The 12325-nt window shown below is 38.5% G+C and carries 12 protein-coding genes; 2 read left to right on the forward strand and 10 right to left on the reverse strand.

What is annotated here, in order from left to right; all coding sequences use genetic code 11:
* Nucleotides 1-275 precede the first annotated feature (275 nt).
* From ACP45E_RS22335 to ACP45E_RS22365, 7 genes are all read right to left on the reverse strand, one after another.
* Nucleotides 276-1226, reverse strand: a complete 951-nt coding sequence (locus ACP45E_RS22335) for a radical SAM protein (RefSeq protein WP_017037701.1) — start codon at nt 1224-1226, stop codon at nt 276-278.
* Nucleotides 1219-2229, reverse strand: coding sequence for a radical SAM protein (locus tag ACP45E_RS22340; RefSeq protein WP_017037702.1), 1011 nt, complete (start codon nt 2227-2229; stop codon nt 1219-1221). Before ACP45E_RS22340 ends, ACP45E_RS22335 begins: the two co-directional genes overlap by 8 nt.
* Nucleotides 2219-2440 carry a hypothetical protein gene (locus tag ACP45E_RS22345; RefSeq protein WP_017037703.1) on the reverse strand — a complete coding sequence of 74 codons (222 nt, stop codon included), beginning with the start codon at nt 2438-2440 and terminating at the stop codon, nt 2219-2221. The genes ACP45E_RS22340 and ACP45E_RS22345 overlap by 11 nt, the downstream gene beginning before the upstream one ends.
* A gap of 665 nt (nt 2441-3105) precedes the next feature.
* Complete coding sequence (locus tag ACP45E_RS22350; RefSeq protein ID WP_017037705.1) at nt 3106-3363, reverse strand: helix-turn-helix transcriptional regulator; 258 nt, start codon at nt 3361-3363, stop codon at nt 3106-3108.
* Between the two features lie 91 nt (nt 3364-3454).
* Nucleotides 3455-4069, reverse strand: a complete 615-nt coding sequence (locus ACP45E_RS22355; protein ID WP_017037706.1) for a recombinase family protein — start codon at nt 4067-4069, stop codon at nt 3455-3457.
* A 138-nt stretch (nt 4070-4207) separates the two neighbouring features.
* Nucleotides 4208-5764, reverse strand: coding sequence for a hypothetical protein (locus ACP45E_RS22360; protein ID WP_069585539.1), 1557 nt, complete (start codon nt 5762-5764; stop codon nt 4208-4210).
* 102 nt (nt 5765-5866) lie between these two features.
* Complete coding sequence (locus tag ACP45E_RS22365; RefSeq protein WP_017037708.1) at nt 5867-6934, reverse strand: tyrosine-type recombinase/integrase; 1068 nt, start codon at nt 6932-6934, stop codon at nt 5867-5869.
* Nucleotides 6935-7609: 675 nt separating this feature from the next.
* Here ACP45E_RS22365 and ACP45E_RS22370 point away from each other — a divergent pair.
* Complete coding sequence (locus ACP45E_RS22370; RefSeq protein WP_017037709.1) at nt 7610-7999, forward strand: hypothetical protein; 390 nt, start codon at nt 7610-7612, stop codon at nt 7997-7999.
* A gap of 1 nt (nt 8000) precedes the next feature.
* Complete coding sequence (locus tag ACP45E_RS22375) at nt 8001-8381, forward strand: hypothetical protein (RefSeq protein ID WP_017037710.1); 381 nt, start codon at nt 8001-8003, stop codon at nt 8379-8381.
* 149 nt (nt 8382-8530) lie between these two features.
* Here ACP45E_RS22375 and ACP45E_RS22380 read toward each other — a convergent pair whose 3' ends face one another.
* From ACP45E_RS22380 to ACP45E_RS22390, 3 genes are all read right to left on the reverse strand, one after another.
* Nucleotides 8531-9199 (reverse strand): transglycosylase domain-containing protein, encoded by a 669-nt coding sequence (locus ACP45E_RS22380; RefSeq protein WP_158008410.1) that lies wholly within the window; start codon nt 9197-9199, stop codon nt 8531-8533.
* The gene (locus tag ACP45E_RS22385) at nt 9178-9672 is read right to left on the reverse strand and encodes a hypothetical protein (RefSeq protein ID WP_017037665.1); all 495 of its coding nucleotides are present in this window, start codon (nt 9670-9672) and stop codon (nt 9178-9180) included. Before ACP45E_RS22385 ends, ACP45E_RS22380 begins: the two co-directional genes overlap by 22 nt.
* Nucleotides 9673-10012: 340 nt before the next feature.
* Nucleotides 10013-11953, reverse strand: coding sequence for a DUF4365 domain-containing protein (locus ACP45E_RS22390; RefSeq protein ID WP_069585541.1), 1941 nt, complete (start codon nt 11951-11953; stop codon nt 10013-10015).
* Between the last annotated feature and the right edge of the window lie 372 nt (nt 11954-12325).

Below are 12325 nucleotides of genomic sequence, written 5' to 3' on the forward strand. Positions count from 1 at the left end.
GTGGCGGAGAGATAGGGATTTGAAAACTATCTACACTGAAACCTATAAAAATCAAAGTCTTTGACTGAATGGAGGTTTTTCCGTCGAAAATAGAAAAATCAGATTCTCATCATTAAATCACATTGGATTCTACATCCATAAGTGAGTCTTGAAAAGTACGGGTGATCACGTTGTAACTAGATTCTATTCAAGGATACAATTCCATCTTTATAGCCGTTGTTCTCATTAAACTCAGTGTCCAGATTATAAATTCAGATCATTTAGTGCTGCTTTTTCTAGGTTTTCCTTGCAGCCAATAATGAGCACAAATACTGATTTCGCCCATCTATATCACCCTCTAGTTCACTGTACATTGGGCAATTTCGGCAACCAGCGTTATATTTACAAGTACCACAAGGACTGTTGAAGTATCTATCTTTGACTTTCTGGTTTTCCTTTTTTAGCGCTACTCTTACATAATCAAGGTCATCACTAAGAATATTTAATTGGTCACTCCTGTTTATAGCACACATAGACACATAACCTTTGGGATCAACGAAGATAGAACTAATACCTCCGCTACACTTTTTGTAATAATCTGGATTACTATAATTTAATGGTGTTGTTGTTACTTTTCTTGGCTGCTTCAGTTTATTCTCCACAGCAATGACTTCATTTGGAGTTAGTCGACAGTCCAAATTGGACTGCCATTTCAAACTAGGGATCATATAAGTATTTAGATTAATTTTATTTTCACTTACAAAATATATCCAGTCATCATCGACTGAGTTTTTATACGGTGTTATCCCTAGCTGAAAATTGATTTTTTTTGCTTGAAGCTTTTTGACATTAAGCATCACCTTATCAAAAACATTACTTCTTACTTTAGTAAATTCTGAATATTGCTTTTGGTCTTTGCCGTAAATAGATATTGATATTAACTTTGGTGGACTCACCTCAAAAAAACAAACAATTTTATCTGAGAGCAATGATCCATTCGTAAATACATTAATCTCCATCCCGCAATCATAAGCAAAGTTATAAATCTCACTAAAATTAGTGTGTAGAAACGGTTCTCCTCCTGTAATTGTTAGTTTTTTAATTCCCAATTTAATTAGATTGGATATTACTAAAAACCAATCATTCAGTGTTAAGGATTCCTTATTTTTATTATCTAAATAACAATGAATGCAATCGAAATTGCATTTACTTATAATTTCAATGGTTGCAGCATTTAAACTATGCAAATGTTTTTACCCTAGTATCAGTCAGATTACAAAAGAAAGGTATAGGATTAATATGCGAGTTGTTTTCTAAATACGCATAAGCTGAACACCATCTACAGATAGACTTTGATTTACATTCATAGCAAGGGCTATTCTTAAATCTCTTCTGCATTTCTATGTGAGAACTTTTCAAGAAATTAATTACTTGCCCATCAGAATTAGCTAAAAAGTCAAACTTATTTTTAACATTAAGAGAACATATGCTAACACAGCCTGTGGAGTCTATTGATAAGCTACTTAATCCCCCTCCGCATCTAATTGATGTTTCATTTGTTCGTTCAGAAACAGCTTTTTTCCAAAAATCTTTACTATCGATAAATGATTCTTCAAATTTAGCTATTTCACTCGCAGATAAACGCTCATTTATGCTAGTGGTGTCTCCATCTTTCCTGCCAAATATAATGGGATCGTAAGTCATGGTTTTTCCATATTTTTTGGCCAAGTCTTCATATAAACCAGAGATCGCTGGTGAATAATTGGATTTGACTAATACGGTTTTTAAACTAAAAGGAATTAATTCAGAGCTGAAATAATTGAGTCCGTCTACTAGATTGCCATATCCGTTTTTACCTGTGAACGCTATGTAATCATTAGGATTGAGACCATACACCGTAATACTAACTTCAAATGGCTTATATTTACTTAAAGTGTCTTTTATCCTAGCATTTAATAAAGTTCCATTGGTCATTAAACTAATAATGAATCCTTTAGATTTTGCATAGCAGTAAATTTCCAAGAAATGTTTATAAGAAAAGATCTCTCCACCTGTAAGAGTCAAGTAAACAACACCCATTCCGTGCAACTTATCTACTATTTTCTTAGCTTTATCAATACATAACACCGTTTTTTTCTTGGGTATATAGCAATGTAGGCAACTAAGATTACATACCTCTGTCAGCTCTAAACTAGCCATAATTAGCTTTTCATTGATTAGAGCTTCTTCCCTCAGCTTTTTATGATCCATCCAAAGCTTCCATTATATCCACCTCAAGCTTCTTTACTTCCTCTTCACTAATTTCATATTTCAATGAAATATAGGCAACATAATCCGCACATCTCGATTTTCTATCAAGAAGATCAAAAACTATTTCGTTTATTTCAAAACAGTTATTATTATGCGTATCTATTGCTATTTGGTAACCATCAAGGTCTCTTACTACAAATTTATTCATCATAAGAAAAGGCGCGTTGTGTGCGCCCTAAGAAGTATGTGTCCATCTAAAAAATTAACACTGATTGTAACCATCATCAGGTGAAGGTCCCCAACATCCTAACGTTTTACGTTTTGACATTGGATCATTGTTTCTTTTCTTGAAAGGTACAATCTGGATTTTTACTTTTGGTTTTTGGCTCTTTTTAGTTTTCATAACGACTCCCTTTGTTGATTAATTCAAGGTTATCAAAAGCATCAATATTCACCTTGATTCAGATCAAGCTGATTCAATGAAAAATAGCAGCCTAACGTTAGTCGAGTGAAAAAAAGAACGCGGTAAAACAGTAACATACGAGTATGATGATTTATGGTTTCAACTTTTCATATCGTGCTGTTCTTATCAGTTTTGAGCAGATAGGAATTTATAATACGTTGCTCTACTTATGCCATATACTTTACATATGGCACTGGCTATTTCACTGTCAGACACAAGTAAATTAACAGCTCGGTTTTTTTCGCAATCTTCGCGCTTACAGGCTCCCTTTGTGGCTCCTTTCCCTACTTGCTCTTACAGTTCATTGTAGGTCAAGCTTCAGATGCGCTTTGTAATCAACAAGGACTATACCTGCATCTATAATCCAAATTGAATTTACTTGATTTCTTCTGAACTACTGATGGTGCAATACCTTACCAATCCAGCTTGGAAACTTCGTGCGTATAGTTCTCGCCCTTAGCCAGCTTTGGCAACAGGTGAAGCTCTAATTGATAGATTCTAGCCAGGCGTAACAAGGTTTCGATCGTGCAAGATGCTGGGTCATTTTCGATTTTAGATATCGTTGCTTGCCTTAGCCCGCTTAACTCTGAAGCCTGCTTTTGTGTCAATCCACTGTTTTGCCTTGCTTCTCGCATCCAGTTTGCCAACGATGATGGATCACTCACGTACATCTTCTATCTTCCTTTTACCCAGTAATTCAAATCCTCATATACTCTATGGCGTATATTTTCTGTTTATACGCTAAAGAGTATATTAGAGCCGTCAGCCTTGGGCGGATAGGTACTTGTAATAAGTTGCTCTACCTACACCCTGTGCTTTACATGCAGCACTGACGGTTTCACCGTCAGAAACTAGCAAATGAACAGTTCGGCACTTTTGTGCGGTCTCTGCGTTAACAGGTCGTCCTTTGTAGCGTCCTTCTATCTTCGCTTTAGCGATACCTTGCTGGGCACGCTTTTGGCGCGTTTCATAATCATCACGAGCCATTGCTGCACCGAGATCCAACATGAAGTTTGTTAACGCCTGCTGAATTGCCGAGACTGACACATCAACATCAGATAAAGATTGATGAGTCATAGGTTGATCGACAACTACGATTGATATTCCTTTAGCTTTGATTCGCGCTTTCAGTGTTTCCCAAATTTGGAATGGCAAGCGGGTCAATCTGTCCATTTTTTCAATCAATAGAACATCACCATCTTCAGAGTCTTCAATGAGTCGATCTAGCTGAGGGCGCTCGGCTGCTGTACCAGAGATATTCTCCTGGTAGAAAGACGCAATCTGTAGATTTTTGGATTTAACAAATTCTCGTAACTCCTGCTTAGCACGAGAAGAGTCTTGCTCATCAGTTGAGGCTCTTAAATAAGCTCTTATCATTTTCTATGTCCCTAAAATGGCATTTTGTCTACTTTAAACCGTCTATAAAATAGTGTCTATTTTAAACTGTTTTTTAAATGGAGATTTGTGAGGAGCAACCTGTCTCTTTTAGGTATGGTTAAAAAAGACAGGTTTTAGTTAGGAAAGTTCGTTCTCTGAAATGGAAGCTCGAAAGACTTTCTCCGCTTTCTCACTGGTCATTAGAGATTGAGCAGAAAGTGCTAGTGGCTGCAAAAAACCTGGTAGGTTTTCATTGAGGTTGTCGAGAAACATACTGGTGAACTTTTCAACCAATGCAGGTCTCTTGTTTGCTTTCATCACTAGCCGCATAAAACTAGCTTCAACCAACGCCACTATCGTTGTTTTAACTTTCGTAGTGACCTCTGCCAACTGGCTCCTCATGAGTACCAGAGCAGCTTTAACTTGCGTAAGCTCCTGAGCTTTGGCGTTGATTTCGGTATCCAAGAAAGATAGCTTGTCGTTTCTCTGTTTTGTCTCAATATCAAATCGAACCAACTCTTCAGCATGTTTCATTTGCACCATGAGTAACGCATCTTGCTTCTTCGCTAATTGATTCTCTGTCGAAGACAGTAATTGTTGAATCTTAGCTAACGCCTTTCGTTCGTTTGCGACTTCTTCTTTAACCATACTCTCAAGGTTAAAGCTGCGTTGTGCCTTGGGTAGCGTCGATTGAATATTCATGGCTCTACGCTGCTGTGAACGTCGCTCAGCTTCAGGGCAAAATTCTGCCGATATACCGAGGCTATTCAGATAGCGAGCATTCACAAACGAGTAAAACATCCTATCAAATTCAAATTGCGAGTTAGATACCTGCCAGCCTTGCAGTTTTCCATCAAAAGGCAGTAACTCAGTCCTATGCACTGGGCCGAACGAACGTTGAAATTTCGCTGTTTCGATACGCTGCTGTTTTAGTAAATCACGTTTCTTAGTTTGTTCATTTAGCGTAGAGACGTACACATGACAATGAGCACCAGTATCCGTATTAAGTAACCTTTCGTCATGATGACTTAAGACTAGTGTTACATCATAATCGGGAAAATATTCTTCATAGAACGCCGTTACCATTTCGGAGTATTGTTCCAACGGAATAACACCCGTATCAATTTTCCATCGATGTGGAATTTTGAAAACGACCTCTTGTAGATACGCCTGATTAGATCTTGGTTCAGATCCACATAGCTCATTATGTAAATCAAAATACTCAGTGAGCATTTTCATTCGCTGCTTGTGCCTCGCCATTGGCGGCGGATTTTCATTTAGGCTTCTCCACCAGCTTGGTGGAATAGCATCGCCATTGCTTACATTGAGCCATCGCTGCATTAAATCAGCGGCACGGTTATTTGCTCGCTTTCTTTCTGATGCTATCGATTCCTTTAGTTTACGTTTCGATTCTGCTCTTTTCTTTAGCTTTACTTCGCGGTTTGCTACACGAGGTTCAGGCAAAAGGTTTATCAAAATATCTTTTCTTTCCTCAAGATCGAGTTGCTCCAATTGTTCTGTCTTACCGTAACGTGTAATAAGGTTATGATGAGCAAACTGGCTACGCCATTCGAGTGTTTTCACTTGCTGAAAACGGATACGCAAAGAGTGTGCAAGTGAGTTATTTAACGCTTTTCTATCTGCTTGGCTATACGTAAAATTAGCGACACTAAAGAACAAATGAATGCTGTTCATAGCAACTCCTTGTCAGGTATATCCTTCGCTCGATTCCGAATTCACCATTGTTGATAAACAGGTCTTCAATGTATGGGGTTTTTGAGTAATTTGAGCAGTTCATCATGCAACCATCTCAAACGAGCTAGCGTTTGTCGCGCTGTTGGTTTTCTTATTAAAATGCAGATCTAATATCTTTGTTTGATCGGTTCCATCTTCGACGATCCATTCAGCGTAAATCTTATCAACCATTTCGGTATCAGCGTGCCCCATCGTCTTCGCTAACCAATCTTTGTTCACTCCTGCTGTCAGAGCATGGCTGGCAAACGTATGGCGCATTTGCGATATGCCACGAGCCTCGATAGATTCACAATATGTTGTCAGATGTAATTTATCTGCTTGCTTCATGAATCTTGTCCAAAATTTCTGAGTGTAAGTCTTTACATCCTTGAAGTGGTTTCCGTTCTGATCCGTAAATAGAAAAACACCATTCTCTTTTTTACGGCTCTTCCCATCTCTTCCCTTACGTTCAATAGTAACCAGCTTGTTAGCCTCGGCGTTGCTAAGTTGCTTACGAAGAATAACGCCTAATTTTTCATTGATCTGAATCTTGCGTTCTGACCCCTTAGTCTTAGTACACTTAAACTCCTCCAAAACCATCGCATTTTGCACCCGTAGAATATTACTCTTTAGATCCACATCCGATACCCTTAGCGCAATCGCCTCTGAGGGACGGCATCCGCTATATGCCATCGTTAATGCGAGCAATTTCCCGTCTTCAAATTGAGCTTGAGTATTCTCTATGGTTCTTAGCTCTTGCAATGTGAATGGGCGAGCTGAATCATACTCACTGATTACCTTATTCCTGATACCTGTCATCGGCGATTTAGGCATATTTCCGTTATTTACGGCAATATTAAATACCGCTCTGAGTAAACGAAAATACTCATTGATCGTTTTATTTACATACTGTTTTTCATCTTCAACATAAGCGATCCACTCAATGATATCGACATGATTTATCTCCGCGATATCGTACTCACCGAAGTATCCGTTTAGCTGGTTCAGTTTTGAATTATCGGCATTTCTTGTCGATTTTTGATGGGAGTTTCGAACACTCAATTTGAATAGATCAACAAAGTCGGAGAACGTGATTAAACGTCGTTTTGATTTTAGTTTTTGATTTAACACGGATTGATTCTCGTTAGTGGTTTTGAGAGCACACTAGCTAGCGAAAAACCTCATGTAAACCAGAAAAATTTACGAAAATCATGCAGTTGAAAAAAGCCTATAATTTATCAAACGGATCCGCACTTAGAACTTTTTAGTGCGTATCTAGTAGTTGTTATAACCAATTTTTAGAAACTTCAAATTTGCATATATAAATGAAATGTTTAGATAAACCTAGCCAGTTAGCACAAGCAACTAGAGCTTTTTAATTAACATTCGCGAGTTAATATCGAAATTAAAAACCATCACAGGTGCATGTCTAAACTGGCACTCAATGTGCCAAGAATGTCAGTTGATGTGTCAACGTTGGCAGTTAATGTGCCAAAGTTGGCAGAAGAACTGCCAACACAAACAATAGTGATGCTGTAGCATGCAATTCGACGCGCTCTTGTTGTTTCTGATTAGATATAGATTACGACCAGGGTAATTAGTAAATCATTGAAAACTAAGGACATTCAACAAAAATAACTCTTGACCTAGATTTATTGCTCATATAGATTCCTCATCAAATGCAGTCGAATTATCTGATCTAACATAGATGAATTGACCAATTAATAAACAATAAAAAACAATTTCACTTCGTAATGAAGGTGTAAGGAGAGTGCATATTAATTAATACTTAAAAAGGAATACCTTGTGAAAAAACAAACGTTAACTATTCTCCCTGGCCTCCCTGCCATAGGAAAAGAAGCATATGCATCAAACAGGGATGCAGTTCTAATCGAAGCTGAGCAATTCAACCCTCGCCTTATCAGATACGCACATGCATGGTGTCAGCTAAAAACCAAACGAAATTTAGCCTTAGGTCGAAATGTTGTTCTAATTAGTAGATTTATTAAACTTGGGGAAATTGAGTTCTATCAGAAACTGACTGACAGGATGGTCATTGAGTTAGAAGTCGATGTTGGGGTAATTGAACTAAGTGCCCAGGCTCAGAATCTTCATGGTGTACCACCAGCCACAATCCAAAGAATAGCAGGTCAATTTAGGCACTACCGATCTGCAACTCAGAATCAGGAGGCTTAAAATGAAGATCATGAAAATTAATGGGTTAATAGAAGCCCTTGAGCTAGCCCAACATCGAGTATCGGTACGAACCATGACTCCTGAAGAGGTCTATAGCAAACTTAAAGACCTTCAAACTAGGCTCGATGAAATCCTATACAAGAAAGACCAAGTAGGTCTCAAGGTTTGCGTAACCGTCTACACCAAAGTCGCCGCTAGTTATCAAGGCGCTCCTCAATCGACGTTTGTGCAACTGGAACGTGGAAAGAGTAATTGGAAGTTACTGAATGTCTATCGTGATAACGGAATTCCTACCGACCTTAGGGTGCATAACTTGGCAGACTACAAAATCCAAGTTACTGATAAGCTTCACGACAGCATGCAGCGAATCATAACGGACTAGATCGAACCCAACACTAGCCTATTCATACGTGCCAGCTATATAGCCTGGCACGTTGTTGTTTACGGCTCAGAGAGCAATCATTCAGTGGATATCTGGCTTTTCATATCCACTGAATCACTTTTGGACATCGACGCGTTAGAGTTCAAGGTCTAACGTGCTCGATCTAGATTAGAATAAGTATCTTGAAACCTTAAACGCTTGTTAGCAGAATGATATTGGCGCATGATCCATTCTGTTCGATTCAGATGTTTTGTAGCCCATGCTTGAGATTCCCTTTTCGGTTGCGGGTACTTGAGTCTTGCAACAACACCAGCATAAAAACTTAAATCATAAGATTTAGGGGTTAATCGGTCACATAGCGAGACCGCACCTTGCATATGCGTACCGAAAAAAGCAATGGATAGGTAACTTTCTGCAATTTGAAGCTTAGTAAGCCTTAAACAAACTAAATGAGAAAGTAATTGCTCAAGCAACTTCCTTTTCAAAGTTCTTTCATAGCGCCCAATAACCGTTCGTACAAACTGTTGTTCAATAGTACTAGCTCCCTGGAGTTGACCTCTTGCAATAGACAAAATTGCTCTAAAAACCCCAATGTAATCTACACCTAAATGGCTTTGACCTCGTTTATCTTCGCCAAAGTAAAGGCATTGAATTAGTATTTTTGAATACGTTTTATTATTTTTACGAGCGGCATTAATGCATTGTTTGTAATAAAGCCGCACGTTTCCAAAGTTAAACAAGTAGCATAAGATCGCTACGGCAATCATCGGGAGCGACAATAACAAATACACTAGTCTTAAAACGGTTCTCTTTGCCAACTAGAAGCCCCTTCTTGATCTGCGACAAACGAGCAGAATTTACCACCCAACAACCGCTTTTCAACCGTCAATGTGAAATAGTTAGTTGACTCACGACCAGTACCTTGTTCACTAATATGAATATGAACTCTGTCTTTGCTAAAATAGTTTTTCTCATATGCACCAGTCAATTTACCCCGAGAACGATTTTTTCCGACGTATTCACGTTCACCTGTACTAGATTTTTCATAGATCTTTTCAACAGAACCGTATAGGTGATTACCTTCTCGCCAAACAACACAAACGTAACGCAATTCCATACCTTTATATGGGTTGTATGCTGTTTTTTCCGTAATCATATTGAAGTGCCACTTGCCCGTTACATCAGCAACGCCAAAGCATTTTTCACGCAACCAAAAGAAGAATACGGCTAAAACAATACCACCAACAATTGTAGAAGCTGTCCCAACCAAAAAACTTTCTAAAATGTTCATATTTCCCCTATTTAGCTAACGCTTTTCATACGGCCTTTAGCCGATTTTGATACTCCTATAATGCAGCCTTTACAATCCCAGTTCAATTAGTAATCAATAACTTAATTAGAGGTGTTGGGGATTAGATTGCAATATGACGAGTAAACTTTTTCGGTGAGAAGGAATGGAGCAGATCTGAGTTAGCTGGCACTTTTTGAGAAAAGTGCCACGAGTAAAACGTCAGGTCTATGAAGACTCTGGACAAAGCCGTGCCAGTGACTTCGCTAAATTAGTCTTTCACTGATTACTTGAGTTAAAGCAGAGCCTCGAGCTTAGTGACCAAATTTGCTCATTCATTACATCAATGACGTTCTAGTGCAATTGTATTCACTGACTTGCTATCTCCAAACCTAATTTCATACGTGTTATCTTTTTGTTCATTGTTATAGTCTTCACAGTGCTGTATTACCTGCAATGCAGCGTCACTTAATTTTTCATGAAAATTGTCATTTGTATCTACAGGAATGTTAGAGAAGAACTCACCAATAGCTTCACTTCCAAACTTATTACCAATGACTTCTATTAAATGAGAAAATGCAATTAGGTCTTCTATGTTGTAGGCACATTGTAATGCGTTCATCCACGTATTTCTGTAGCGTTCATCTGAAAATGCAGAAAGCAAGTAGCTAATGCATGCTCTATTGTAGTCTTGAGCATTAACAAACTTTTGAGCTAATGAATACCAGCATTCTGGGCATATAGCATTTGTCTTGGCTATGTATTCTATGATTTCGTCTTCGTTAGCATTTTCGATGAACTTAGTAGTGGCAACTTTACCGATTTGTTGTTTCTTTATGCCTAAATCATTCACTAGTAGATCAAGAGTCCAATTTTTTAGGCACCAGAGAGAGTTTCTTACTTTAAGTTTCGGAATGTAGGTGTCGAGCAAATCAGATGCCTCCTCAAAACGTCCGCAGAAGATTAAGCTATCTGCCAGTAAAACTGCATTCTCTGCTGTATCTTCGATGTCGGTAGCGGCTGTATAGAACTTAGAGGCCATTGTATACTTGCTTGCGCTGAATAATAACCCAGCGACTTCTTTCAGCCAGTAAGCCCTTTTTTTGTAATCTGGGTTCATTTTTGCGGCTTTATTGTATTGATGTATTGCTTTGCTTAGTTCACTTCTTGCGGATAAAAAATTACCGAGGTTGTAGTGTAAAGTTGCCTTCAGTTCTTTGTGGTCTGACGGAATTGAGCGGTCGATACACTTGTATGTTTTTAATACACTTTCTACATCGGCTTTATTAGATAAGCTAGTGATTAAACTTAAACAAACTTGGATTTCATTTATCAAGTCGTGTTCGAGTATATTAGTTGTGTTGACAATGCTTTCGATAAGGAGCAACGCATCAGAGGGGGCTCTTGTGGCTATTTTACACTGCGTATAGCTGATGAGAGTTAATCCATGGTTTTTAATTTTTGACGCCTGTATGTAATTATCGAAATGAACCTCTGCTTCCTTAGTATGCCCCAAGCGCTGTAGTAACAATCCGATAGTTACGTTAATGTCGGCAACTAGCGTCAAAGCGTCATTAGTATTACTCAAATCGTCGAATGAACCTCGAACGCTTCCAACTCCTCCGAGATTGATGTAGTAGTCATTTTCATCAATTTCCAAGATGGAGGGGGAGGATTTGGTCGGTTTAAATTCGAAAGTAAAGGTGTTTTCATTCTCTTTTGTTGATTTGATTAGGCTAGAAGCTACTAACGTAGAGTGCGTGGATAACCCCTTGTATGATTTTATTGATGCGTTTATTTTTATAGGCTTTTGAAGGGTTTTACTTTTGAAGTTGTTATAGGCTTTCAGCCCTTCGAAAAATAGCCCTGTTGAATATTCGTTCCATTCATCTAAAGAAGAGAACTGCATACAGAAACTTTTTTCGGCTATGGTATCAGTGGTTGGGTTTAGCGAGTGGAACCAGCGACTATAAATTGTATCCGAATGAGCCAAGTAGCGCACAACCAATACAGGGCAATCGAGCTGTTTGAAGTAGTTTAACTTTTCTATGCTCATGCGAAGCTTTAACGCTTTGGTATTATTTTTCTCGTCGGTCGCCTTAAGTTGTACCAGGAACTTAATCCCTGTACTAAGACCATCGTTATCAAAAACCTCAACTTCTCCATCTATCCCGTAGTCGTGTGTCGGTATGCGATACACCCACTCGTGAGGAAGTAGAGATTTAAATTTGTCTACAGATAACTCTTCTAATATGTGGGCTCTGGTTCTTTTTGGTAATCGCATCTGGGCATTTTCGGCTCATCATTCAATAAAGTATATAGTACAGATGAACCGTATCTTATGCTATGGCGGCACATCACATTGATGAGTTCGTGTAGCGGATGAAAAAAATTGGCCACTTAGCTAGAGCATTTGTCATAAGACAAAGTAAGTCAAAGACCAAGCTGAATGCCATGCAGGAAAGCAACCTAACAAACAATGGGGCAAAAATTGGTTACCACAAGTGATTCCACTACACTTACACATGACAAAACGAAAGCAAGATCTGTCCGATTGCGAGGTAGAGGGTAATAAACCACATTTCACTGCGTCCAATCATGAAATACAATGATAGCCATCTAGTTGGATTATGAACCACAGCATGACCGATCTTAA

It is taken from the genome of Vibrio genomosp. F10 str. 9ZD137, assembly GCF_049974785.1.
Classification (GTDB): Bacteria; Pseudomonadota; Gammaproteobacteria; order Enterobacterales; family Vibrionaceae; genus Vibrio.

Excerpts from the sequence above, each read along its gene's own strand:
- ACP45E_RS22360 (WP_069585539.1), bottom strand. The coding sequence starts at position 5,764 with ATGAACAGCATTCATTTGTTCTTTAGTGTCGCTAATTTTACGTATAGC.
- ACP45E_RS22345 (WP_017037703.1), bottom strand. The coding sequence starts at position 2,440 with ATGATGAATAAATTTGTAGTAAGAGACCTTGATGGTTACCAAATAGCA.
- ACP45E_RS22385 (WP_017037665.1), bottom strand. The coding sequence starts at position 9,672 with ATGAACATTTTAGAAAGTTTTTTGGTTGGGACAGCTTCTACAATTGTT.
- ACP45E_RS22340 (WP_017037702.1), bottom strand. The coding sequence starts at position 2,229 with ATGGATCATAAAAAGCTGAGGGAAGAAGCTCTAATCAATGAAAAGCTA.
- ACP45E_RS22350 (WP_017037705.1), bottom strand. The coding sequence starts at position 3,363 with ATGTACGTGAGTGATCCATCATCGTTGGCAAACTGGATGCGAGAAGCA.
- ACP45E_RS22355 (WP_017037706.1), bottom strand. The coding sequence starts at position 4,069 with ATGATAAGAGCTTATTTAAGAGCCTCAACTGATGAGCAAGACTCTTCT.
- ACP45E_RS22390 (WP_069585541.1), bottom strand. The coding sequence starts at position 11,953 with ATGCGATTACCAAAAAGAACCAGAGCCCACATATTAGAAGAGTTATCT.
- ACP45E_RS22375 (WP_017037710.1), top strand. The coding sequence starts at position 8,001 with ATGAAGATCATGAAAATTAATGGGTTAATAGAAGCCCTTGAGCTAGCC.